Annotated in this window: 20 protein-coding genes; 11 read left to right on the top strand and 9 right to left on the bottom strand. The window is 65.4% G+C overall.

Features of this window, described 5'->3' with window-relative positions; all coding sequences use genetic code 11:
- Positions 1 to 83 precede the first annotated feature (83 nt).
- Positions 84 to 785 carry an aquaporin Z gene (aqpZ, locus tag AC07TU_RS18960; protein ID WP_495189491.1) on the top strand — a complete coding sequence of 234 codons (702 nt, stop codon included), beginning with the start codon at positions 84 to 86 and terminating at the stop codon, positions 783 to 785.
- A gap of 61 nt (positions 786 to 846) precedes the next feature.
- Here aqpZ and AC07TU_RS18955 read toward each other — a convergent pair whose 3' ends face one another.
- Positions 847 to 1938 carry an amidohydrolase family protein gene (locus tag AC07TU_RS18955; RefSeq protein WP_495189490.1) on the bottom strand — a complete coding sequence of 364 codons (1092 nt, stop codon included), beginning with the start codon at positions 1936 to 1938 and terminating at the stop codon, positions 847 to 849.
- 38 nt (positions 1939 to 1976) lie between these two features.
- Positions 1977 to 4157: a TonB-dependent receptor gene (locus AC07TU_RS18950; protein ID WP_495189489.1), complete on the bottom strand. Its 2181-nt coding sequence runs from the start codon at positions 4155 to 4157 to the stop codon at positions 1977 to 1979.
- A 137-nt stretch (positions 4158 to 4294) separates the two neighbouring features.
- Between AC07TU_RS18950 and AC07TU_RS18945 the strand changes: the two genes are divergently transcribed.
- Positions 4295 to 4879: a TetR/AcrR family transcriptional regulator gene (locus AC07TU_RS18945; RefSeq protein WP_495189488.1), complete on the top strand. Its 585-nt coding sequence runs from the start codon at positions 4295 to 4297 to the stop codon at positions 4877 to 4879.
- A 9-nt stretch (positions 4880 to 4888) separates the two neighbouring features.
- On the opposite strand, the gene msrA is transcribed toward AC07TU_RS18945, so the two are convergent.
- Positions 4889 to 5434, bottom strand: a complete 546-nt coding sequence (gene msrA, locus AC07TU_RS18940) for a peptide-methionine (S)-S-oxide reductase MsrA (RefSeq protein ID WP_495189487.1) — start codon at positions 5432 to 5434, stop codon at positions 4889 to 4891.
- A gap of 68 nt (positions 5435 to 5502) precedes the next feature.
- Here msrA and galE point away from each other — a divergent pair, with 68 nt between their 5' ends.
- Together galE and AC07TU_RS18930 are read left to right on the top strand one after the other, a co-directional pair.
- Positions 5503 to 6504 carry a UDP-glucose 4-epimerase GalE gene (galE, locus tag AC07TU_RS18935; protein WP_495189486.1) on the top strand — a complete coding sequence of 334 codons (1002 nt, stop codon included), beginning with the start codon at positions 5503 to 5505 and terminating at the stop codon, positions 6502 to 6504.
- Entirely contained in the window at positions 6501 to 7124 is a 624-nt protein-coding gene (locus AC07TU_RS18930; RefSeq protein WP_495189485.1) for a MarC family protein, read from the top strand. Before galE ends, AC07TU_RS18930 begins: the two co-directional genes overlap by 4 nt.
- A 3-nt stretch (positions 7125 to 7127) precedes the next feature.
- On the opposite strand, the gene AC07TU_RS18925 is transcribed toward AC07TU_RS18930, so the two are convergent.
- Positions 7128 to 8930 (bottom strand): AcrB/AcrD/AcrF family protein, encoded by a 1803-nt coding sequence (locus tag AC07TU_RS18925; protein WP_495189484.1) that lies wholly within the window; start codon positions 8928 to 8930, stop codon positions 7128 to 7130.
- A 149-nt stretch (positions 8931 to 9079) separates the two neighbouring features.
- Here AC07TU_RS18925 and AC07TU_RS18920 point away from each other — a divergent pair, with 149 nt between their 5' ends.
- The 3 genes from AC07TU_RS18920 (at position 9080) to AC07TU_RS18910 (ending at position 10707) form a co-directional block, all read left to right on the top strand.
- Entirely contained in the window at positions 9080 to 9532 is a 453-nt protein-coding gene (locus AC07TU_RS18920) for a GtrA family protein (RefSeq protein WP_495189483.1), read from the top strand.
- Between the two features lies 1 nt (position 9533).
- Positions 9534 to 10265, top strand: coding sequence for a class I SAM-dependent methyltransferase (locus AC07TU_RS18915; RefSeq protein ID WP_495189482.1), 732 nt, complete (start codon positions 9534 to 9536; stop codon positions 10263 to 10265).
- 76 nt (positions 10266 to 10341) lie between these two features.
- Complete coding sequence (locus AC07TU_RS18910; RefSeq protein ID WP_495189481.1) at positions 10342 to 10707, top strand: hypothetical protein; 366 nt, start codon at positions 10342 to 10344, stop codon at positions 10705 to 10707.
- A 274-nt stretch (positions 10708 to 10981) separates the two neighbouring features.
- Here AC07TU_RS18910 and dacB read toward each other — a convergent pair whose 3' ends face one another.
- On the bottom strand, positions 10982 to 12421 hold the full coding sequence (gene dacB, locus AC07TU_RS18905; protein ID WP_495189480.1) for a D-alanyl-D-alanine carboxypeptidase/D-alanyl-D-alanine endopeptidase: 1440 nt from the start codon (positions 12419 to 12421) through the stop codon (positions 10982 to 10984).
- Positions 12418 to 13536, bottom strand: coding sequence for a glycosyltransferase family 2 protein (locus AC07TU_RS18900; protein ID WP_495189479.1), 1119 nt, complete (start codon positions 13534 to 13536; stop codon positions 12418 to 12420). Before AC07TU_RS18900 ends, dacB begins: the two co-directional genes overlap by 4 nt.
- A gap of 150 nt (positions 13537 to 13686) precedes the next feature.
- Here AC07TU_RS18900 and AC07TU_RS18895 point away from each other — a divergent pair, with 150 nt between their 5' ends.
- The 3 genes from AC07TU_RS18895 to AC07TU_RS18885 all read left to right on the top strand — a co-directional run bounded on the left by AC07TU_RS18895 (position 13687) and on the right by AC07TU_RS18885 (position 19657).
- Entirely contained in the window at positions 13687 to 15861 is a 2175-nt protein-coding gene (locus AC07TU_RS18895) for a TonB-dependent hemoglobin/transferrin/lactoferrin family receptor (protein WP_495189478.1), read from the top strand.
- Between the two features lie 32 nt (positions 15862 to 15893).
- Complete coding sequence (locus AC07TU_RS18890) at positions 15894 to 16889, top strand: DUF6607 family protein (protein WP_495189477.1); 996 nt, start codon at positions 15894 to 15896, stop codon at positions 16887 to 16889.
- A 167-nt stretch (positions 16890 to 17056) separates the two neighbouring features.
- Entirely contained in the window at positions 17057 to 19657 is a 2601-nt protein-coding gene (locus tag AC07TU_RS18885) for a TonB-dependent receptor (RefSeq protein ID WP_495189476.1), read from the top strand.
- Between the two features lie 180 nt (positions 19658 to 19837).
- On the opposite strand, the gene AC07TU_RS18880 is transcribed toward AC07TU_RS18885, so the two are convergent.
- The 3 genes from AC07TU_RS18880 to AC07TU_RS18870 all read right to left on the bottom strand — a co-directional run bounded on the left by AC07TU_RS18880 (position 19838) and on the right by AC07TU_RS18870 (position 24232).
- A complete protein-coding gene (locus AC07TU_RS18880) occupies positions 19838 to 21670 on the bottom strand; it encodes a DUF885 domain-containing protein (RefSeq protein WP_495189475.1) in 1833 nt (610 codons plus the stop codon).
- 64 nt (positions 21671 to 21734) lie between these two features.
- Positions 21735 to 23822, bottom strand: coding sequence for a RelA/SpoT family protein (locus AC07TU_RS18875; protein ID WP_495189474.1), 2088 nt, complete (start codon positions 23820 to 23822; stop codon positions 21735 to 21737).
- A gap of 101 nt (positions 23823 to 23923) precedes the next feature.
- Complete coding sequence (locus tag AC07TU_RS18870) at positions 23924 to 24232, bottom strand: CC_3452 family protein (RefSeq protein ID WP_495189473.1); 309 nt, start codon at positions 24230 to 24232, stop codon at positions 23924 to 23926.
- Between the two features lie 146 nt (positions 24233 to 24378).
- On the opposite strand from AC07TU_RS18870, the gene AC07TU_RS18865 reads away from it, so the two are divergent.
- Complete coding sequence (locus AC07TU_RS18865; protein WP_495189472.1) at positions 24379 to 24882, top strand: winged helix-turn-helix transcriptional regulator; 504 nt, start codon at positions 24379 to 24381, stop codon at positions 24880 to 24882.

The raw sequence follows: 24882 nt of genomic DNA, 5'->3' as shown, positions 1-24882 counted from the left end.
CCTTTACACCCACGCAACGACCCCTAGTCTCCCGCTTGCCGCGTACTGGGCGAGTGTTCGAACACGAGAGTGGGAGAGACATGATGACCAATGTGCAACGGGGGCTGGCCGAACTGGTCGGCACATTCTGGCTGGTCTTTGGTGGCTGCGGCAGCGCGGTGCTGGCTGCGGCGTTTCCGGAAGTGGGGATCGGCTTGCTGGGCGTCAGCCTTGCGTTCGGCCTGACCGTGCTGACCATGGCCTTCGCGATCGGCCATATCTCGGGCTGCCATCTCAATCCGGCGGTGACCTTCGGCCTGTGGGCCGGCGGCCGTTTCGCGGCGAAGGATATCCCGCTCTACGTGATCGCGCAGGTGATCGGCGCGGTGATCGCGGCGTGGCTGCTCTACACCATCGCGAACGGCGCGCCGGGCGGCTATGACCTGGCAGGCGGGCTCGCTGCGAACGGCTTCGCCGATCACTCGCCCGGCAAGTTCAGCATGCATGCTGCGCTGACGATCGAGGTCGTGCTGACCTTCATGTTCATCTTCATCATCATGGGGGCGACCGACGGCCGCGCGCCGGCTGGCTTCGCACCGATCGCGATCGGCCTTGCGCTGACGCTGATCCACCTCATCTCGATCCCGGTCACGAATACATCGGTGAACCCGGCGCGGAGCACCGGACCGGCACTCATCGTCGGCGGATGGGCGATCCAGCAGCTCTGGCTGTTCTGGGTGGCGCCGATCGTCGGCGGTATCTTGGGCGGGATCGCCTACAAGACGCTCGCCGGCAAGCCGGAGTAGCGCGCTGTCCTGAACCGCTCATCCGTCGCCGCGGCACTGCCGCGGCGACGGATGAGCGGGGTCAGCCTCGTTTCCAGCCCCGCCGCAGATAGGGTGCGACATTGCTGCACAACGCCCGCCATTCGGCGTCGGTGACGGGCAGCAGCTTCCGTTCGATCGCGAAATATTCGGCCGGCGGGTGGATCGCTGGCCAGTCGCTCGCAAGGACGAAGCGGTCGAGGCCGATCTGGCGCATCGCCGCGACATAGGCGATCCGCATCTCCTCGACCGTCCGCGTATCGGCGGGGTCCCTGGGGGTTGGCGCCTTGGCAGGGTCGAACTGCGCGACGGCGGACAGGTCGATGACGAGATTGGCCGTCCCCGGCGCCTTGCGCGCGATCGCCGCGCCATAGATTGCGAGCGCGTCGAGCGTCGGCTGGTCGATCCCGCCATAGCCGCCGCCATGCGCGATCTGCACCGGCAGATCGCCTGCCTGCGACAGAACCCTGTCGACGAAGATGCCGATATTGGCGGCCGTGAAGGGCGCCGCACCGCGCAGATGGACGACCAGCGGCATCCGCGCCTTGCTCGCGGCGGCGAAAAAGGCTGCGAGCTGGCGGACCTGCTCCGCATTCGCCGGATCGAATCCGCTGTTCCCGAGGTGCAGCTTGACCCCCGACACGCCGCGCCGGCGCGCCCAGTAATCGAGTTCCTTCAGCGCATTGGGCTTGAACGGGTTGATGCCGACAAAGGCGAGGAGGCGTCCGCGCGAGGCGCGTGCGGCGTCGACATTGAATCGGTTCTCCGCCCGCATCCGCCTTGCCATCTCGTCGGGGGCGAGCGGCACGGCTGCAAAGCCGAACATATAGCCCATGGACAGGATGACGCCTTGCCGGACCTCGGCGCGGTCGAGTTCGCGCACCGCATCGGCGCCGCTGCGCACGGCGAAGAGATCGTCGGAAATCCCGTCAAAGGCGTTCGGCATCGCCGCCTTCATTTCGTGCAGCCAACTGGCGATCAGCTTGCTCTGGATGTGCATGTGGTGATCCGCCAGCGGTGCCGGGTCGGCGCGCTGCACTTCCTGCGCATGGACCGGGCCGGCAGCCAGCAGCACGGCGCTTGCGGCGGCCAGGATCATGCGTGCCGCTCCGATGCGGCGGCTGATGATGGTCATGACGTCCATTCCTTCATTTCCCCTCATGCCGGTCCGCATCAGAAGCGTGTGCTTGCGCTGATCCCGATCGTGCGCGGCTGCAGGACCGCGACCTGTGCCGGACCGCCTAGGAGTGAAAGCAGCGTGAGCGCGGACAATTGCCCGCGCTCGTCGAGCAGGTTTCGAACGAAGAACTGGGCATCGACCGGTCCGAAGCTGGCCCCGGCGCGCAGGTCGATCGTCGTATAATCGGGCAGCGCGTATTGGGGGAACGACGCGCTGCCGTTGAAGCTGGCGCGCCTGTCTGAAACGAAGCGCAGCGTCGCGCCGAGCGCGGGCCCGACCGGGCTGCTGGTAAGGCGATAATCGGCGTTGATCGCCGCAGTGAAGCGCGGAACATTGGGCAGACGCTCACCCTTTGCGGCACCCAGCGCAGCATCGGTCTCCGCGAGCCGCGCATTCTGATAGGCGAAGGCGCCGGAAACGGTGACGGCGGACGATGGACGCGCGGTCATCGACAGCTCAGCGCCGTCGATCCTTGCCTTGCCGGCGTTGGCGATGATCGTTCCGCCGGCGCGCGCGGTGATGACCTGGATGTTGCTCCAGTCGATATGATAGGCCGATGCATCGATCGCGAAGCTCCGGTCGCGCGTTTCGGCCTTGAAACCGGCCTCATAGCTTTTGAGGCTGTCGGATTCGAAGGTCGCCGGACCGGTCGGCAGCCCGGTCGCCGGGTCGTTTACGACGAAATTGGGTCCGCCGGGCCGATAACCGGTGGCATAGCGCAGATAGGCGGTCGCGCGGTCCCCGACCTTGTAGCGGGCATTGGCAAGCCAGGTGACGACATCGTCCTTGGATGCAAGCGCGGGAATGGTGGTGCCGAGCAACCCCGACCCGTCCTGCCGATAGCGCTGGCGGTTGGCCGCGTAGCGAAGACCGCCCGAGACGTCGAAGCGATCGCTGAGGTGCCAGGTCAGGTCGCCAAAGGCGGCATATTCCTCGTAGCGGGTCGGGATCGACAGGGTGGCGAGGTTGATCGCCGCTGGCTGCCCGGCCGGATCGCGGGATACCAGATGCTGCCGGTTGCCGCTCTTCTCATGGGTGTAGAAGCCGCCGATCGCCCACTCGATCGTGCGCTTGCCGGTCGAACCCAGCCGGACTTCCTGCGCGAACTTGTCGAGGTCGCGATTCTGGTCGATCGCGATGGCGCTGAACGGCAGGCCGATCGATCCGAACAGTGGCACATAATAAGCGGAAAGGTCGCTGCGATAACGGACCCGTGCGGTCTGATAGCTGGAGATGGAGGTCAGCGAGGCGCCGCCGAAATCATAGGTGATGGTGCCGGCGACAAGGCGGAATTGCTGGTCGAAGGGTTCGGCGTAGAGCCGCCGCTGGTCGAGTCCGCCATCGACCGGCTTTCCCGCCAGCGTGAAGTCGGCCATGCCCATGCCATCGCGCGCGACATTCTGAAGATAGCCGCTGATCCGGATCGAGAGTGTCTCGGCCGGGGTCAGCAGCAGGTCGAGCCGTCCGCCGTAGATGCGGGCACGATTGACCTCTTTCTGTCCCGGCGAAAGATTGTCGATATATCCGCCGTCGCGGGAATAGAAGCCCGATGCACGAAGGGCGGCCTTGTCGCGCGCGATCGGGATGTTGAGCGCGGCCGCGGCATTGTAACTGATCCCGCCATTGCGCGTGTCGCTGATGCTCGCCTGCGCCGCGCCGCCGAAATCGGCGAGGGAAGGGCGTTTGCTGACATATTTGATCAGCCCGCCCATCGTGCTCGCGCCATAGAGCGTGCCCTGCGGCCCGCGCAGCACTTCGATCCGCTCGACGTCGAACAGGCCGACATCAAGTGCGAGCGAGGCCGCATTGGCGAAGGCGCTGCTCGATCCATAGGGAATTTCATCGACATAGATGCCGACCGTCGGGCCGACGTCAGTACCGGTCGTGACGCCGCGCAGCGAGACTTGCGTCTGTCCGGCGCCTTGCGTGGTGAAGGTCAGTGCCGGCACCATGGTCGCGAAATCGCGGAACTGGGTGGCATTGACCTTGGCAAGATCGTCGGCCGACAGCGCGGTCACCGATTGCGGCGTGTCGAGCAGCCGTTCCTCGCGTTTCTGTGCGGTCACGACGACTTCGGCGGGTTCCGCCTCGTCCGCGCCGGTCTGCGCCATCGCCGCACCCGGAAGAAACGCGCCAATTGCACACCACGAAAGCCACAGCCGCTTCACCGCCATCCTATCTCTCCCCGCGATATCTCGTTCTCTGTTTATAAAAAACAATCATTCGTTTTTCATTGTGGCAAGCGCTTGTCAAGCAGCGATCGCGCGGCCAATGTGAATTAAAGAATGATCGATCTTTTTGAGAGTGAGCGATGCCCAAGCGCGATCCCGAACATATGCAGGCCCAGCGGGAGCGCATCATCCAGGCGACGTTGATCTGCATCTCGCGCAAGGGGGTCGAGGGAACGTCGATCGCCGATATCTGGAAGGAGGCAGGGCTGAGCGCCGGGGCGCTCTACGTTCATTTCAAGAACAAGAACGACCTCGTCACCCAATGCCTGCGCTACACCCGCAAGCCGGTGCACGAGGCACCCGCGACCTGGGACGATCTGAAGCAGCGGCTATTGGGGTTCGAGACCAGCATCGGCTGGGACGCGGCGACGATCGCACGCGTGCGCGTCCATCTCCACGCCGAATGCGTGAACCCCGGCGAACTGCATGACATCATGCGCCCGATCCTGGAGGAGCAGTTCGGCATTCTCGCGGGATGGATCGAACAGATCGCCGACCGCGGGCTGATCACGCTCAGGATGAACGCGCGTCAGACCGCGGCCGCCATCTCCGCGCAGATCGACGGGATGCTGTGGATCGCGCTCGCGAGCGACCGGCCGCTCGACGACAGCATCCCCGAAATCTCGCGGGCGCTGGACTGTTTCGTGTCGTTTCCGTCCGCGTAGCGGACAGTCTCAGGCCTTTGTGCTTTCCTTGATCCGGTTGGCAAAGCTCTTGCGCAGCTTGTTGAGCTTCGGCGGGATCACCGCCAGGCAATAGGGATTGCGCTGGCCTTCGCCCTCCCAATAATCCTGATGATAGCCCTCTGCCGGCCACCAGGTGTCGTTCGCCTCGATCGTGGTGACGATCGGCGCGGGCCATTCGCTCGCATTGCGTTCGATCCCGGCCTTTGCCGCTTCTTCCTGCTCGGGTGACTGGGGGAAGATGGCCGAGCGGTATTGCGTGCCGATGTCGTTGCCCTGGCGGTTTAGCTGGGTCGGATCATGCGTCGCGAAGAAGATGTCGAGCAGGTCGCCGTAGTTGATCTGCGCCGGATCGAACACGACCTTCAGCGCCTCGGCATGGCCGGTATCGCCACCGCACACCGCCTTGTAGGTCGGTTCGGGGACATGCCCGCCGATATAGCCGCTTTCGACCGACTCGACGCCGATCAGGTCCTTGAACACGGCTTCCACGCACCAGAAGCAGCCGCCCGCGAGAATTGCGGTTTCGGTGGTCATTCGCTTCAACTCCTTGCTAGGCCATGCAAGATAGGGTTGAGCGGGGCGTGTAACTAGAGGTGAGCTTTATGCGTGACGGCGCGGTGATGGTGACGGGTGGAGCGGGTTATATCGGCAGCCATGCGGTGCTGGCGCTGCTGGGCGCGGGATGGCGGGTCGTGGTGCTCGACAATCTTGTCACCGGATTCGACTGGGCGGTCGACCCGCGCGCGGCGCTCGTGGTCGCCAATGTCGCCGATGACGACAAGGTCCGTGCCGCGATCCGTGATCATGGGGTCACCGCCATCATGCATTTCGCGGGATCGATCGTCGTGCCGGAATCGGTCAGCGATCCACTCAAATACTATCGCAACAACACTGCCGCGAGCCGCAGCCTGATCGAAAGCGCGGTGAACGAGGGGGTGAAGCACTTCATCTTCTCATCCACTGCCGCGACCTACGGCATCCCCGAAGTGGTTCCGGTGCGCGAGGATTCGCCACAGCTGCCAATCAATCCGTACGGCATGTCGAAGCTGATGACCGAGCATATGTTGCGCGACGTTGCCGCGGCGCACCCGCTCAATTTCGCGGCACTGCGCTATTTCAACGTCGCGGGTGCCGATCCGCAGGGCCGCGCGGGCCAGAACACCGCCGGCGCGACGCACCTCATCAAGATCGCGGCCGAAGCGGCGACCGGAAAACGTGGCCATGTCAGCGTCTTCGGCACCGATTTCGCGACACGCGACGGTACCGGGGTGCGCGACTATATCCATGTCAGCGATCTCGCCGACGCACATGTCGATGCGCTTGACCTGCTCATCGCCGACCCGGGCAAGAGCCATTTCCTCAACGCCGGTTATGGCCGCGGCTATTCGGTGCTCGAAGTGCTCGACGCGGTGGACCGCGTGACCAACATGAAGATCGAGCGCCGCTTCGAAGGTCGCCGCGCGGGCGATTCGGACGAGCTGATCTCGGACAATCGCGCGATCCTTGCGGCGCTTCCCTGGCGCCCGAAGCATGACGATCTCGACCGCATCGTGAAGGACGCGCTCGCCTGGGAGCGGCACCTGGCCGAACGCAGGCCCGCATGATCGAGCTGTTCCTTTCCGCCTTCGCGACGCTGTTCGTCGTGATCGACCCGCCGGGCTGCGCGCCGATCTATGCGGGGCTGACCAAGGGCGCGACACTCGCCCAGCAGCGCAGCATGGCGATCCGCGCCGTGGTGATTGCCAGCGCGATCCTGCTGGTCTTCGCGCTGGTCGGAGAGGCACTGCTCAAGACGCTCGGCATCAGCCTCAATGCCTTCCGCATCGCGGGCGGGATCATGCTGTTCATCATCGCGCTCGAGATGGTGTTCGAGAAGCGGCAGGAACGCCGCGAGGACCGCGCAAACAAGATCATGGAAACGCCCGAGGTCGAGGATGTCTCGGTCTTCCCGATGGGCATGCCGATGATCGCAGGCCCCGGCTCGATCGCCACTGTCATGCTGCTCGTCTCGCGCAGCGACGGGGCAGGCGAGACCGCGGTGGTGTTCGCCGCGCTCGGGCTGGTGCTGGTCATCACCCTGATCGCGCTCCTCGCCGCCGGACCGCTGATGCGGCTGCTCGGCGCCAAGATCGAATCGGTCATCACCCGCCTGCTCGGCGTGCTGCTCTCGGCGCTGGCGATCCAGTTCGTGATCGACGGGATCAAGCGCAGCTTCGGGCTCTAGCGCCTATTTGTCGTAGCGGATGCGCCACAGCCGGTACGGCGCCTTTTCGGGCAGCTTTACCGGATCGAGCCAGACGGGCACCCTGCCCTTGGCAAGCTGGCCATAGAAGCCGTTCGGCGCGCGGCTGCGGTAGATGGTCGTCTCGGCCATGTTGGGGCAGACGAGCAGATACTGAGCGCCATAGCGTTTCGCGATGCCGCGGAACGCGTCCGGGCTGCCGGCAAAGGCGTGGTGCACGTCGAGGATCGCCCGCTCGTTGCGGTGATACGGCCCGGCGATGCCCTTGTGATGCGTCATCACGATCAGCCGCGGCCCAAGATCGACATGGGTGAACAGCGTCGAGGGCGGCAACGCACGATCGATCAGTGACATGCCCGCCGCACTCGCGCAGCGCGCATTGGCCCGCGCCACGACGCTGCGCGCCTTTTGCGGCTTGTCGACCTTCACATATTTGACGACGAACCCGGTGAAGAGGCCCGAGAGCAGCAGGAACGCGACGACCGCGCCGATGACGCGCACCGCCATGTACTTCTGGTTGAGGAACCAGGGCACCACCATCCACACCAAAGCCGTCGCACCGGGGATGGCGAGCAGCTGCGCCGCGGGCCCCGCGCGGACCTGCCAGAGCAGCATCGCCCCGGCGAAGGCGGTGAACAGTCCGATCGCGATCCAGCTGCTGAGCTGTGCCGCCGAGGTGCGGGCGCGCCATGCCGCCACGCCGGCGCCGATCAGTCCGATCACCGGCAGCACCGCGATCGGGAAGGCCATGGCGAAGCTGTGGCGATAGATCGGCCGCGCTTCGCGGACATTGCTCAGCCAGATGTCGTAGAGCTCGTCCGAAACGCCTTCGGGCCGCGACAGGCATTGCGGGAACAATCCGGCGAATCCGCCCGCGATCACCGCGCCGGCGACCGCGGCGAGGCCCAGCCGCGCAACCCGGTTCGCGGGATTGAGCAGGCTGATCGCGAACAGCAATACGCCCGCCGCAATCGTCACGGACAACCATACCGGGGTCAGCGCGTCGCAGCGCATCGCGTAGTTGGCGTTTGAGGCGAAGGCCGCGAAACCCACCGTGCTGCCGCCTGCCAGGGTCAGCGCATAGGCCTGCATGCGCCGTACCTCGCCGCCGTCCCACACCCAGCGCAGCGTCACGATCGCGCCGGCAATGGCGCAATAGGGGAGCAGCTCCAGCCCGATGGTCAGCGACGCGGCACTGGAAAGCCCCACGATCAGCCCGCCGCGCGCGCCTTTGGGGTCGGTGATCCCCGCCAGCGTCAGCGCAAGGCAGGCGAGCTGCCAGCCATGATGATCGATGCGCAACGGCATGAACATCACCATTGCCGCGCCGCAGCCGAGCAGGATGATCGTGGCGATCGGCCAGACGACCGGCGCGACCAGCCGCCGCACGGTTGCGCTCAGCGCCGCCGTCGTCACGGCAAGCGGCAGCAGCGGGGCGATGCCGCAAGCCAGCCGCTCGGCCATCGGCGTGCCCACGAACGGCTTGAACAACAGGATCAGCGCGGCCAGCGGCAGGTCCACCAGCCGCGACCAGTGGATGTCCAGTCCGCCTGGGGGGCTTAGGCGATACTGGCGCAGATCATACCAGCCCTGCCCGTCGAGCAGCGCACGGACCTGCATCAGCCGCATATTGTCATCGGTATCGCCGAGGCCCAGCGCGTTGATCTGCCCCCAGCGGTCCCACAGGAACCATGCGGCAATCAGCGCCCAGGCCAGCAGCGTCCAGCGCAGCCAGTGGACCGACAATTCCCGTTCAAGGTCAAAGTCCGAAAATCGCTTCGAGTCCAAAACCGCTTCCCCTTCGGAGCGAGCCGCTCTAATGGCCCCGCCGTTCGCCCTGACCCCGGACTTGATCCGGGGGAAGGGCTGTCCTTCTTCTTTCCATGGCAAAGAAGCAAGACAGGGCTTCGACAGGCTCAGCTCGAACGGATAGAGTCTTGGAAATTCGCGACAGCAAGGCAGGCGTGACGGCGATCATCCACAGAATAGGCGAATTGCAGCGTAGCGGGGTGCTGGGGCAGATCGTGCGCTTCGGTATCGTCGGCGTCGCTTCGACCGTGATCTATTCCGCCGTCTACCTGCCGCTCGTCTGGTGGGTGTTCCCCAATCTTGCGGTCGCGGCGGTGCCTTTCGCGTTCGCCGTCGCGGTGACCTGCGGCTTCTTCATGCACAGCGCCTGGAGCTTCAAGGGGCACGGCACGCGTGAGAATAGCGGGCGCCAGCACTTCAAATTCCTGATCGTCCAGGGTTTCGGGCTGCTGCTCAACGCGCTCTTCACCTGGCTGATCGCCGATCTGATGCACTATCCCGAATGGGTGCCGCTGATCCCGATCATGACTGTCACCCCCGTCGCGACTTTCGCGCTCAACCGGCAATGGGTATTCGGCTGAAATGGACCGTATCGTTTACGACCGCATGGCCGAGCATGATTCCACCCATTGGTGGTATGTGGCGCGCCGCGACATCCTCGCCGACTTCATCGCGCGTGAGGTGAACCCGCCCAAGGGCGCGCGCATCCTCGAAATCGGCTGCGGCACCGGCCACAACCTTCCGATGCTGGGTGCGTTTGGTGAGGTCGATGCGATCGAGATCGACCCCGCCGCGCGCGACATCGCGAGCAAGCGTCTCGGCAAGGAAGTCGGCAGTTCGCCGCTTCCCGAGCTGACGGGTGTCGCCGACGGCCAGTATGACATGATCGCCGTGCTCGACGTGGTCGAGCATATCGAGGACGATGTCGCCGCGCTCGAAGCGATGGCGAAGCGGCTCAAGCCCGGCGGCACCATCCTGATCACCGTCCCCGCGCACCAGTGGATGTGGAGCGCACACGACGTGGTGAACCACCACAAGCGCCGTTACTCCAAGGCGACGCTGGTCGCCGCGCTCGAACGCGCTGGCCTCAAATGGCGCAAGCTCGGCTATTTCAACTCGCTGTTGTTCCCGGCGGCGGTCGCCGCGCGGCTCGCGGGCAAGCTCACCGGCAAGGACGACAGCGACGATTCGCCGCCTGCAAAGCCGCTCAATGCGATCTTCGAGAAGGTGTTCGGGCTCGAACGCCACCTTGTGGGCCGCGTGCCCCTGCCGCCCGGCCTATCGCTGATCGTGCTGGCTCAGCCCAAGGGGTAGTCCACTGTCCGAGAGGGGCAGCCAGTCGGCTGGCGACCCCATTGCGGACATTTGATTTTTCAGCAGAGCGACCTTGATGAACCAGTATCATTGGCCTGATCAGGAAGCTGTCGAGCTCCTCAACGCCATGCTGGGTCTTCCCATTTCCGGCAACGAGCAGGATTGGGAAATCGAGCTTGCCGACCCAACTCGCGTGGCTGAGTGGCTCGAAACTTTGCAGGCTGGAAATCTTGGATTGGAACTACGGTCTGCCCTCGCATTGCTCGTGTCACATTCATTGTTTGACCCGACAGCGCCCGAACTGACTTCTCGGACTTTATCTCAGCATTTTTGTGCCATTCTGCGTCTGGACCCTGACGTGCAGGCTCGACTGATTAGTTATTGGAGTAGGGGTGACTGGCTTACCGAAAGCCCCGAAGTACGACTGATGCTCGGGCAGTAAAAAGTCGATGAGCGTCCGCTTCCCACCATTAGCCGCCGTGCTTGCAATGTTGGAATTGGTTTGCTTGCATTGGCGGGCCGCGGGGCGGCCGCTCTTTGATTGCGTCGATCCGTTTGGTTCAATGGTCCCCGGAACCTCCGCCGGACAAGGGCGACAAAGTTGGCCGGATGAATCGCGTTCCGCGTAACTTCGTCAACTTCCGGGCGGTCTGCCGTCGGTCGGCAATTTCCGGAAGTCACCCAATTCCGGCCGTTCCCATTGATGTGCTCAGGACTCAGTTCGCCTCGGCGATCGCTACCAGTGCCGCGTCCATCGCCGGCGTCGCTGCGGTGCCCGACGGCACGTCATTGGCATAGGCGGCGAAGGTCAGCGTCTTGCCGCTCTTCGTCGTCATATAGCCCGCCAGCGCGTTGGTGGCGTTGATCGTCCCGGTCTTGGCGAAGATCCGGCCCTCCAGCACCGTGCCCTTGAACCGGCGCGCCAGTGTGCCGTCGACCCCGCCGACCGGCAGCGTCTCGCGCCATGCCGCGCCCCAGGGCTGGGCACCGATCCAGCCGAGCAGCTTGACCATTCCACGCGGGGCGATGCGGTTATAGGTCGACATGCCCGACCCGTCGGAAAAATCCCATGACGTGCGCGGAACGCCCGCCGCGGCGAACATCGCCTCGACCTGGACGTGCCCGTCGGCGACCGACCCGGTGCCCTTCACCAGTCCGACCCGGCGCAGCAGCAGCTCGGTGTGCAGGTTCTGGCTGACCTTGTTGATGACGCGCAGGTCCTCGCTCAGCGGCGGCGGGGTCAGCGTCGCAAGCGGGGCAGGGGGCGTCGCGCGCGGTGGCGGTGCGCCGTTGCGCTGGCGCGGGTCGTCGCTCGCGTCCGGCGTGCGGTACCGCGACTGGAGGGTGCCCGACACCTTGACCCCGCGCTCGCGCAGCAGCGCGGCGAGGCGCCAGACGGCATAGTGGGCAGGATCGTCGATCCCCATCCGGATCTTCTGCGGGACGGCGTCCGCGGCGATCGTGCCGGTCAGGCGGATCGTGCGGTCGAAGGGCAGGCGGTCGACATTGAGGTCGGTCTTGCCGCCCGCCGCCACAGTGACGGCGCGGTTGTCGATCGTGAGATAGCCGAGATGCGCGACACCCGGTGCTGCACCAGTCTTTCCGGGTGTTGCGGTGGCGATCAGCTCATTGTCGTCGAGCGTCAGTGCGGTGAGCGCGGTGCCATAGGGGCTCGGGATGTTGTTCCAGCTCATCCCCGAACTCCAGCGCTCGTCGGGGAACAGGGTCGCGTCGCCGGTGATGTTGTGCACGCGCTTCGTCTTCGCGGCGACCGCATCGGCAAGCTGCGCCAGGCAGTCGGTTGCGCAGTCCGCCGCGCTCGACAGCCGCGCGTCGCCGCGGCCGGTCAGCACCACGTCGCGCCCTTCCAGCCGGACGCTTGCTCCGCCGTCGCTATCGGGCCGGTCGATCCCCGGAAGCGTCATATAGGCCGCAGCGGTGGTGACGATCTTGGTGTTCGACGCCGGAATGAAGCGCTGGTCGGGATTGACCGCGACGATCTCGTGGCCCTGCGCATCGGTGACCACCAGGCCGAAGCGCGTGCCGGGCGCGGCCTTGGCAAGCTCGGTCTCGACACGGCTCTGAAGCGGCGCAACCTGCTCCGCGGCGAGCGGCGTCGCGGTGGCGAGCGCGAGAAGGGTGAGCGGGCGCTTCAAAGCAGCGTGGGCGGCTCGTCGGCGCCTTCGGCCACGCTCTGCGCGGGCTTGCGGCGGGGCGTCTTGTCCTGAAGGGCGCCCGGGGTGGCATCGATCTGCCCGGATCGGGCCGGGGCATGCGGCGACACGGTCACCTCACCCGAATCGGCGAAGCGATAGCCGAGCGAAGCATGGCCCTTCACCGGCCCGGCGACGTCCGCGACCAGATAGAGCGGGCGCCGCTTCGATTCGACATAGAGGCGGCCGAGATATTCGCCGATCATGCCCAGCACGAACATCTGCACTGCGCCCAGGAACACGACGACCAGCATCGTCGAGGTCCAGCCCTGCACCGCATTACCGAGCAGCCAGCCGATGACGATGTAGAGAAACAGCAGCGCCGACAGGCCGGTGAGCGCGAGACCGGCATGGCTGGCGAAGCGCAGCGGCGCGGTCGAGAAGCCGGTGACCGCGTCGAGCGCGAAGCGGATCATCTTGGCGAGCGGATATTTGGTCTCGCCTGCGTGCCGCTCATGCCGGTCATAGACGAAGGGCACCTGGCGGAAGCCGACCCAGGCGACCATCCCGCGGATGAAGCGCGCCTGTTCGGGCAGCGACAGGAACGCATCGAGCGCGCGGCGCGTCATCAGGCGGAAGTCGCCGGTGTCGAGCGGGATCGGCGTGTCGGTGATGCGGTCGAGCATGCGGTAGAAGAACGCCGCCGTGACCTTCTTGAAGAAAGTCTCGCCCTCGCGCTTGCGGCGCACGGCATAGACGACGTCGGCGCCCTGCTCGCGCATCGTCGCGCGCATCTCGGTCAGCAGTTCGGGCGGGTCCTGCAGGTCCGCGTCGATGATCAGGATTTCCTCGCCGGCGCACAGGTCGAGGCCCGCGGTGAGTGCAAGCTGGTGGCCGTGGTTGCGCGAGAGGTTGACCGCGACGAGGCGCGGATCGGCGGCCGACAGCCGCTGCATCACCGCCCAGCTGCCGTCGCGCGAGCCGTCATTGACCAGCACGATCTCGTAATCGTCGCCGACTGCGGCGCGTGCGGCGGCCGAGACCCGGCCGTGCAGCAGCTCGAGACAACCTTCTTCATTGTAACACGGTACGACGACCGAGAGCTTGGGACGTTGCATGACGAGCGGCTTTAGCGCGCCGCCCGCGAAACGTCATGCGCGATTTGCACACGATTTCGTCACCTCCACCTAATTGACAATGGTTCGCAACAAGCTTAGGCGCCAAGGCTAATGCGAGTCAGTCGCAATCAGTATATCCAAGGGGAAATCATGTACGGATCACGCAGCTTCCTTGCCGCCGGAGCCAGCCTGCTGGCACTCGCCGCGGTCCCGGCATTTGCCGAGGAAGCCGATACCGATGCGCGCGACACGGTCACCGTCACCGCGACGCGCTCGCCGCTGGCGACGCAGGATGCGCCTGCGACCGTCAGCGTGATCGGCGAGGAGCAGATCGCCGACGAGCTGGTGACCGACATCAAGGAACTGGTGCGGTTCGAGCCGGGCGTCAGCGTCAACCGTCAGCCGGCCCGCTTCGGTGCGGCGCTGGGCACGACCGGGCGTGCGGGCAATGAGGGCTTCAACATCCGCGGCATGGGCGGCAACCGCGTCCTGATCCAGGTCGATGGCGTGCGCGTGCCCGACGGGTTCACCTTCGGTGCGCAGGGCGTAGGGCGCGGCGACTATGTCGATCTCGGCCTGATCAAGTCGGTCGAGATCCTGCGCGGTCCGGCCTCGGCACTCTATGGCAGCGATGGTCTGGCGGGTGCGGTGAGCTTCATCACCGCCGATCCGAAGGACTTCCTGCGCGAGGGCGAGAGCTTCGGTGGCCGTGCCCGCGCCGCATATTCGTCCGCTGATAACGAGTTCAGCGAGACGCTGATCGTTGCCGGGCGCTCGGGGGATTGGTCGGCGATGGCTGCCTATACCCGCCGCGACTTCAACGAGTATGAGAATCACGGCAGCGTCGGCGGCACCGGTGCGGCGCGCACCAAGGCGAACCCGCAGGACGGGCGCTCGAATGCGGCGCTGGGCCGGATCGTCTATGAAAGCGGCGGCCACCGCTTCCGCCTGACCGGCGAATATCTCGACACCTACCTCTTCTCCGATATTCTGTCGGGGCATGCGACGCCGCCGCTGGCTGCGACCAGCGTCCTTAACCTCGACGCGACCGATACCGGGCATCGCTGGCGCGGCGCGTTCGACTGGACCTGGACCGGCAACGGCACGGTCGAACAGGCGCGGCTGACCGCCTATCTTCAGGATTCGGAAGATCGTCAGTTTACTGCGGAAGACCGCAACACCGCGGCCGACCGCACCCGGCTCAACACCTTCGAGAACCGTGTCTATGGCGCGGCGGGTGATGTGCGGATCAACTTCGGCTCGGCGGAGGCGCCGCAGCGCATCGTGCTGGGCGGCGACATCAGCGTCACCACCCAGAAGGGGCTGCGCAGCGGCACCGTGCCGACCCCGCCCGACGTCTTCCCGTCGCGCGCCTTCCCCGAGACCGATTACACGCTTGCTGGACTGTTTGCGGCCGGTGAGGTGACGCTGGGGCCGGTGACGCTGCATCCGGCGCTGCGTTTCGATCACTATAATCTGTCGCCGGACAAGGATCCGCTGCTTCCCAACTTCGCAGCGGCGAAGCAGGACGGCTCGCGCGTCTCGCCCAAGATCGGCGCGGTGGTGAAGCTGGGCGAGACGGTCCGCTTGTTCGCCAACTATGCGCAGGGCTTCAAGGCGCCCGAGCCGAGCCAGGTGAACCAGTTCTTCGAGAACCTCGCCTTCGGCTATACCTCGCGGCCCAATCCCAACCTCAAGCCCGAGACCAGCGAGGCGTTCGAGGCCGGTTTGCGCATCATCGGCAGCAACGTCCGGGTCGATCTGACCGCCTTCCATGTCGACTATGACGACTTCATCTCGCAGGAAAGCGTCGGCGGCGCTGGCACTGCGGCCAATCCCACGACCTTCCAGTTCATCAATATCGATCGCGCGCGGGTGAAGGGTGCCGAGGCGAGGTTCGAGGCGTGGAACGACGCAGGCTTCACCGGCCGCCTCGCCATTTCCTACGCCACCGGCGACGAGATCAGCCCGGCGGGCGTCAAGACGCCCTTGCTCTCGGTCGATCCGCTCAAGGTCGTCGCGGGCGTTGGCTGGCGCGATCCCGGCGGCCGTTTCGGTGGGCAGCTGATCGCGACCCACAGCGCGCAGAAGGAGGCACGCCGCGCCGGCGGCCAGTACACGCCGCCCGGTTTCACGACGCTCGACGTCACGGCGTTCGTAAAGATCGCGGACATGGTCACGCTGCGCGGCGGCCTCTTCAACCTGACCGACGAGAAATATGCCTGGTGGAGCGATGTGCGCGGCCTGTCGCCGACCTCGACCATCAAGGACGCCTACACCCAGCCGGGACGCAACGGCAGCGTGTCGGTGAGCGTGCGCTTTTGAACTTCGAACGATCAAAAAAGAGGGCAACAAGAATGAAGACAATGATGTGGATCGCCGGGGCCGCGCTGATCGCGTGCGCCACCCCCGCGCTCGCCGACGGTCCGGTCAAACAGGGCAGCGAAGCCGAAGCCAAGGCATCGTTCGAAGCCGACCGCAAGGACATCCTGGCGATGGCCGGCAACTACAAGGTCAGGTTCGACATGCAGGAATCGACGCCCTGGCGCGCCGATTACACGCCGATCTCGGCCAAGGTTTCGGGCGGCCATGAATCGGTCCGCGTGATCGAGGACACCGGCCGCGTGATCCGTCTCCAGCACCTTCTGGTCGTGAGCCATGAGGGCAAGGACATGATCATCAAGCACTGGCGCCAGGACTGGGAATATGAGCCCGCCAAGGTACTGGTCTATTCCGGCCCCGACAGCTGGACCTGGGAAGAGGTGCCCGAGCGGATGCGCAAGGGCCGCTGGTCGCAGACCGTCTATCAGGTCGATGACAGCCCCCGCTATGGTGGCTGGGGCCAGTGGACCACCGAAGCGGGCGTTCGCCGCTGGCGCTCCAACTGGACCTGGCGCCCGCTCGCCCGCCGCGATGCGGTGCGCGGCCCGGTCTATGACCGCTATTACGGGATCAACCGCCACCAGATCAGCCCGGCGGGCTGGATCCACTGGCAGGACAATACCAAGATGGGCCAGTTCGACGGCAAGCTCGAGCCGGTGGTCCAGGAATATGTCCTGAACAGCTACACCAGATTCGACGGCTATGCCGTGAAGGCGGCCGACGATTACTGGGCGGCAACCAAGGGCTATTGGGCCGCGGTCCGCGGCGAATGGGATCGCATCGCCAGCGCCAAGAACGGCATCCGCATCACCGAGGCGGCCGAGGCCGGCACGGTGATCGCGAGCCGGCTGCTCGGCATCGCCGACGATATCCAGAGCGGCAAGGCCAAGGAAGCCGACGGCATCAGGACTGCCAAGGCGCTGATGGATCAGGCCACGCGTGCGGCAGGGCAGGGCGCCGCCGCCAACTGAGTTTTACGAGACCCTCCGGCACCCCATGTGCCGATTCCCTCGCCCGTCCGGCCTTGTGCCGGGCGGGCATTTTTCTTTGCGCAATGGTGCGCTGCAACAGGTTCGTCACCAATTGCCGACATGAGGCCGCAGGGACATTCCGTCCGCGTCAACAGGGGCTCTCAATCATGTCGATCCGCTTCCCGATACTTACGCTTGCCAGCCCGATCGCGCTCGCTGCAGCCGTTCCCGCGCTGGCGCAGGAAGCGCCCGCAGAAGCTCCGTCGGACGACGAGATCGTCGTGACCGCCCAGTTCACCAAGCAGCGCCCGATCGAGGTGCCCTTCGCGCTCACCGCCTATGACGACCGCTTCCTTGAGCGTCTGAACATTCAGGAGTTCGATGCGCTCTCGCGTTACGTTCCGGGCTTCGAGGTGCAAAATCAGTCGCCCAACAACCCTGGCTTCGTGATGCGCGGGATCACTTCGGATTCAGGCAGTTCCTTCAACGAGCCGCGCGTGTCGGTTTTCCAGGACGGCGTCTCGATCTCCAAGTCGCGTGGCTCCTATGTCGAGCTGTTCGATATGGAGCGGATCGAGGTCGCCAAGGGACCGCAATCGACGCTTTACGGCCGCGGCGCGCTGATCGGCGCGGTCAACCTGATCCAGGCCAAGGCCGATCCGAAAGCGGGCTATGGCATGCTGCGCGTATCGGGTGGCGACTATGGCATGTACCGGGTGGACGGCACCTGGAATATCCCGCTGGCCGACAATCTCGCGATCCGCGCCGCTGGGCGCGTCAAGAAGCGCGATGGCTTTGTCGAGGATCTGCTGGACGGCCGCGACTTCAACGGGATCGAGAGCGAGGCGGTGCGCGGCAGCATCCGCTGGGAGCCCGCCGGTTTCACCTTCGACCTGATCGGCAACTACCAGACCGATCGCGCGACGGGCACCGCGTTCAAGTCGATCGCCTATAATCCGACCGATACGATCACCGGCGCGGTCATCGGCAATCGCGGCCGCAACACCGGCGCGGCGCTTGCCGCGGGGCCGGGCTTCGAGGGCGGCAAGCGGCTTGGCCTCGAGCGTGAAGTGTGGGGTGTCACCGGCATCGCCAATGCGGAACTCGGCAACGGCTTCTCGCTCAACGGCACGGTCGCCTATCGCGCGTTCAGCGGTACCGAGATCTTCGACGCCGATGGCATTTCGCTCCCGGCGCTGACTGCTGCAGAGGATGCGGCGGGGACGCAGACCATGGCGACGCTGCGCCTCAACTGGGACAATGGCGGTCCGTTCAAGGGGTTTGTCGGCGCGACCTATTTCTATGAAGACGGCCACCAGCGCGCGCCGTCGCAGTTCGACGAGCGCGTCGCGCTGGCGCGGGTCGCGAACGCGCTGAACGGCGGCGGTGCGATCCCGGGCCGTCCGGCGACCGATCCGGCGCCGATCTCGGTATTCAGCAATACGGCCTTCACCAGCCAGCTGCTGCGCGGCATCGTGCGTCAGAATGTCTCGGCGCTGGTTCCGGCGGCGACGCCCAACCGCGACGCGGTGATCGACGCGCAGACCAACGCGATCCTTCCGGTTGCCACCGCTGCGGGCATCGCCGCGAACCTCAAGAGCGCGCATCGCGAGACCAGCACCAATTTCAGCCGCACCAAGGCATGGGACCTGTTCGCCGATGCCACCTTCGATGTGACCGATGCATTCCAGATCGGCGGTGGCATCCGCTACAGCCGCGACGACAAGCGGACCCGCTACACTGCGTCGGTGCAGAATGGCCGGTCGATCCTCGGCGGCTTCATCGGCGCGCTCAGCCAGAGCGAGCCGACGCGGACCGCACTGCTGAGCGCGCTTGCTGTGCCCGGGGCGGCGAACATTCCGCAATCGGCGCTCTATCCGGTGCCGATGTTCGGCCTCGGCCTCCAGCCGACCGCGGGCAACGGCAATCTGGCCGAAGCGACCAACGACAGCGGCGGCTTCACCTGGCGTGTCACCGCCCGCTACGAACTCAGCCCGCAGGCGAGCGTCTATGCCAATTATGCCCGCGGCCGCCGGCCCGAAGTGCTGGGCGTCTCGCCGCCTGCGGCGCCGGGCGGGGCGGCGCGGTTCAACCTGCTTCCGGCCGAGACGGTGGACAGCTTCGAGCTGGGCGTGAAGACCGAACTGGCGGACCGCACGCTGTTCGTCGACGGCGCCGTCTTCTACTACGACTACAGCAACTTCCAGACGACCGAGCAGGTCGGCACCAGCTTCGTCACGATCAATGCCGGCAAGGCGCAGAGCTATGGGTTCGAGGGCCAGATGCGCTGGAACCCGGCGGATTGGGTCAATCTGTTCGCGACCTACGCCTATAACCACAGCCGCTTCAAGGCGGGCGCACGCGACGGCAACCGCTTCCGCCTCTCGCCCGATCACAGTGCGTCGGCGGGTGTGACGCTGCGCGGCGACGTCGGGCCGGTGGCGATCGATTTCACCCCGGACGTGACCTGGCAGTCGCGTGTCTTCTTCGATGACGACAACGACATCGCCCGACTGCAGACCGGCAACCTGATCCCCGACACGGTTCAGGACGAGGTGCAGGGCGCATTTGCCACGGTCAATGCGCGGATCGGCATCGAAACCGCCAATGGTCGCTGGCGGATCGAGGGCTTCGTCACCAACCTGTTCGACAAGGAATACATCAAGGACGCGGGCAACACCGGCGACGGCCTAGGCATGCCGACCTTCATCGCGGGCGAGCCGCGGATGTGGGGGGCGTCGGTCACGCTGCGGCTGGGCGGGAAGTAAGGAGATACTCCTCCCCAAATACTTCCTTCGTCACCCCGGCCTTGTGCCGGGGGCCACTCAGTCTCGCGGACCGACCTTTCGCTTCTATTCCTGGACTTGCCTCCCGGTGCACCCCGGCACAAGGCCGGGGTGACGGTGGAAAGAGCGGCGAAAGACTGGCGCTTCGGGCGCCAGTCCGCCTTACCCCGCTGCCATCCGGCACGCGTCCTCCTCCACCAGCCGTTCGAGCGTGGTGAGCGGGACGGCGCCGCGGCGGATCACCTCGTGGAAGCGCTTGAGGTCGAACTTCGCGCCGGCGATCTCCTGCGCCTTCTTGCGCGCACGGACCCAGCTGGTGTGGCCGATCTTGTAGCTGCACGCCTGCCCTGGCTGGGTGCAGTAGCGCTCGATCTCGCGCTGTGAACGCGGGCGGGCGAAGCCGACGGTGTTGACCATATAGTCGGTCGCCTGCTCGCGGGTCCATTTCTTGGCGTGGAGGCCGGTGTCGATGACGAGGCGCGCGGCGCGGAACAGGAAGGACTGGAGATAGCCCGCGCGCTCGAGGTCGCTCGCATAGGCGCCCAGCTCGTCGGCGACCTGTTCGGCATAGAGCGCCCAGCCTTCGCTATAGGCGCCGAAGAAGCTGAACTTGCGGATCATCGGTCCCTCGGCACCCTGCGAGGTGCTGATCTGGAGGTGATGGCCAGGCAGTCCCTCATGATAGGTCAGCGAGGGCAGGGTGTATTTGGGCCAGTCGCCGACGCTCTTCAGATTGATGAAATAGATGGCCGGGCGTGAGCCATCGAGCGCAGCGCGGCTGTAATAGCCGTTCGACGCGCCGTCCTGGATCTCGACCGGCACCGCACGGATCTCCAGCGGCGCCCTGGTCGGATCGATGAACATCCTGGGCAGCAGCTTGGCGACCTTGTCATTGTCGACGTTGAGCGACTTGATGAGGTCGATCCGCCCCTGGGCCGTGTCGGGCCAGAGCTGGTCGGGGCGCTGGTTGAGCGCGGTCAGCCGTTCACCGACGCTGCCCTTGGTCAGGCCCTGCGCCTTCAGGATCTTGTCGAGTTCGGCGCTGATCTCCGCGACTTCCTCCAGCCCGATCTTGTGAACTTCGTCGGGGGTGAAGTTGGTTGTGGTCGCCTGCATCAGCGCGGCAGCGTAGATGTCGGCGCCCTGCGGTACGTCCCATACCCCTGCGGTAGCCCGTGCCTTGGCGCGCTGTTGCTTGATCAACGTGATCTGACGGTCGAGCGCCGGATAGACCGTGCCCTCGATGATCTTCGCTGCCCGCGGACCCCAGTCGCCCGCGATGCCCTTGGCTGCGGTGCGCTGGACCAGCGATTTGGCGATCGTGTTGTCGATTGCGGCGGGCGCGCGCAGCTTGGCCATCTGCTCGATGGTCAGGTCGAGACAGAAATCGGGTGCGACGACACCGCGCCTGCCCAGATCGGCCTGTTCCTGCGTGTTGTAGTCGAGTGCCTGCCCCATTTGTTCGAGCCGCGACAGCAGCGCTTCAGCGTCGTCCGCCGTAGCGATCGTGTGCGATGTATTGAGAAAATCGGGCATCGAGAAATAGATGCCGCCCTGCTGGAAGATCGCGAACGGGCGCATGACCGCATCGAGGTCGAACCGCTCGCGGGGCACAAGCTGGGTCTTGAGCGAATAGGCAACGATCTCGCGGTCGAGCTTCGAGGCTTCGGAGAGGGTTGCAGGACTGACTGCTTCGATCCGGGCGAGCGCATCCTTGGTCTCGGCCTGCGCCTTGGCCTTGGCGGCGGGCGAGCGGTCGGTCAGCTGGCGCTTGAGCGCCGCGCCCGGCCCCTTGTCGAAGCCGATCGAGGTCGCGAGTTCGGGCGAGCGCTGGATCGTCTTCTTGAGGACATCGTCGAAGATTGCGTTGAGACCGGCATCGCCCGGCCCGGCGGCGGGCTTGGCAGTCGAGGCTTGCAGCGTGCGCGCGACGGCGGGGGAGGCGGCAAGCGCGGCGGTCGCGGTTCCGGAAGCAAGGAAGGTGCGGCGGTCCAAGGGAGGGTCCTTTCGGCTGGTGTGCTGCCAGCCTAGCGCACCCGTTTGCCGCCGCAAGAATCTTTCAGGCCCGCTCCGCCGAACTCACGGCATCCGCTGCGCGCAAGGCGCCGATCAGCTTCATCAGATGCGCCGCGTCGCGCACCTCCAGGTCGATCATGTTTGTGTGGAAGGTCGTGTCGCGCGTGTCGAAGCGGATGTTGAGGATGTTCGCCTTGTGCTGGCCAAGTAAGGTCGCGACCGCGCCGAGCGCACCGGGCTCGTTCTTCACCGTCACTGCAATGCGCGCGGTACCGCCTTCGGCCTTGTCGCCCCAGCCGATGTCGATCCAGTCCTTGTCCTCGACATTGTCGAGCTTGGGGCAGCTGATCTGGTGGATCTCGATCGGCTCGCCGGGTTGGCGCACGCCGACGATGCGGTCGCCCGGGATCGGGTGGCAGCAGGGCGCGAGGGTGAAGGCGACGCCGGGGGTGAGGCCCTTGATTGAGATCGGATCGCGTGTCGCGGGGAGGGGAGCAAGGTCGCCCTCGGTCGATCCCGGCATCAGCGCTTCCATCACCTGGATATCGGAAAGCTTGCGCCGCGCGATCGCCTCCATCAGCGCATCGGCGTCGTCCAGCTTGAGCCGCGTCAGCGCGGCGCCCAGCGCTTCCTCGCCGATCGGCACGGGCAGGCGGCGGACGATGTCGTCATAGAGCTTGCGGCCGAGCGCGATCGTCTCGTCCAGCTCCTTGTGCCGCAGATGCCGGCGGATCGCGGCGCGCGCCTTGCCGGTGATCGCGAAGTTGAGCCAGTTATCCTGCGGCCGCTGCGCCTTGGAGCGAAGGATGGCGACCTGATCGCCCTGCTGGATTTCGGTGCGGAGCGGTACGACCTGGCCGTTGATCTTGGCGCCGACCGCCTGGTCGCCGAGATCGGTGTGGACGGCATAGGCGAAGTCGATCGGGGTCGCGCCCTTGGGCAGCTGAATCAGTTCGCCCTTGGGCGTGAAGGCGAAGATCCGGTCCTGATACATCGCCATCCGGGTATGCTCGAGCAGCTCCTCCGGGCTTTCGGCGGTCTCGAGGATCTCGACCAGATCCTGGATCCAGCGCACCTGCGTATCAGGGCGCACGCCGGACTGCTTGTATGCCCAGTGGGCGGCGAGCCCGTGCTCGGCCTGGGCATGCATTTCCTGCGTGCGGATCTGGATTTCGACCCGGGTGTCGCCCGCGTGCATCACCGTGGTGTGCAGCGAGCGATAGCCGTTGCGCTTGGGCGTCGAGATATAGTCCTTGAACCGCCCCGGCACGAACGGCCAGCGGCGGTGGATGATGCCGAGTGCGCGGTAGCATTCCTCTTCGGTGCCGACGATGGCGCGGAAGGCCATGATGTCCGAAAGCTGCTCGAAGCTGACGTGCCGCTCCGACATCTTCTTCCAGATCGAATAGGGGTGTTTCTCGCGCCCCAGCACTTCGGCATCCACCCCGCCGCGCGACAGCAGCAGCTTGAAGCCCGAGCCGATCTTGGCGATGCGGTCCTCGCCTTCGACCTTCAGTCCCTCAAGCCGCTTCGTGATCGATTCATAGGCCTCGGGCTCGAGCTCGCGGAAGGCGAGCGTCTGCATCTCTGTCATGAATTCGTACATGCCGATCCGCTCGGCGAGCGGCGCATAGATATCCATCGTCTCGCGCGCGATGCGGCGGCGCTTCTCGGGCTTCGGGATGTGATGAAGCGTGCGCATGTTGTGCAGCCGGTCGGCCAGCTTGACCAGCAGCACGCGAATGTCGTCCGACATGGCGAGCAGGAATTTGCGGAGATTCTCCGCAGCGCGCTCATTCTCGGTCTGTGCTTCGATCTTCGAAAGCTTGGTGACCCCGTCCACCAGCCGCGCGACGCTGGGGCCGAACTTGCTCAATATCTCCTCGGGCGTCGCGACCGTGTCCTCGATCGTGTCGTGGAGGATCGCGGTCGCGATCGTCTCGTCATCGAGATGCAGGTCGGTCAGGATGCCCGCCACCTCGATAGGATGGCTGAAATAGGGATCGCCCGATGCGCGCTTCTGGCTGCCGTGCGCGTGCATCGAAAACACGTAAGCGCGGTTGAGAAGCGCTTCATCCGCTTCGGGATCGTAGCTCAGGACCCGATCGACAAGTTCATATTGACGCAGCACGGCTCCAAGATGGTGCGGCGGGCTGCTGCTTTGCAATAAGTTTCAACGCAAAGCGGGCACCGGCAATGCCGATGCCCGCTCCGGTGTGGCTTTGGTGTGACTTACTTGGCGCGCGCGTTGCAGGCGGCGAGCGCCTCGGCGTCGAATGCGGTGCCGCCTGCCGTGAAGGCGGACAGGGTGCCGACGTTACGCACGACGCGCTCGCACACCACCTTGTCCTGCGACGAGGCGCGGGGGGCGGTGCACACGGCGTCCTTGCACTTCCAGATCGTGTTCTGCGTGACGAAGCTGCTCTTGCCGGGTGCTTCGACCGCGGTCGCCGCATAATGGGCGCCCGACTGGGCGTGTGCGGCGGGCATGATCGCCGCGAGCGACAGCGCGGCGGCGGCAAGCGAAACGAGGCGGGTCATGATGCAATTCTCCCTGGGGATACGCAACAAAGGTTGCGAATCGCTACTTATATCGATAGACATTAAGTTGCAATCGGAAACTAGTGCTGCATTGCGGCAACTTAAGCGGTTTGTCCACCACGGAATTTGGAGTAGGTTCGTCGGTTATGGGTCAGAATGGACTGCGAGAACCGCTTCGTCAGTTGGCCAACAACTGCAGCCTGCCCGCCGCGCTGGAGGCGATGGGCGAGCGATGGTCCTTCCTGATTTTGCGCGGGTCGTTCAACGGCCTCTATCATTTTGAGGAATTCCAGTCCGAACTGGGCATCGCCCGCAATATCCTGGCCAACCGCCTCGCGCGGCTGGTCGATCACGGAATCCTGGCGCGCCAGACCTGCGACGATGACCGGCGCAAGGTGGAGTACCGTCTGACCGACAAGGGCTTTGCACTGCTGCCGACGATGGTGGCGCTGCGCCAGTGGGGCGAGCGCTGGGAGACCGGGATGCCTGCGACCCCGGTGCTGGTCGATGCGCGCGATCACCGGCGGATCGCGCCTGTGCAGGTGATGAGCCATGATGGCCGCCCGCTGACCAAGCACGATCTGCTCTGGTCGTTGCCCGAAGATGTCGCGGGCGAGGGGCGCAATGCCGCGCAGGAGGCGGCGGAGTAA

The sequence above is a fragment of the Sphingomonas sp. GW821-FHT03E12 genome (genome assembly GCF_059420685.1).
This window is presented reverse-complemented; position numbering and strand designations above follow the sequence as displayed.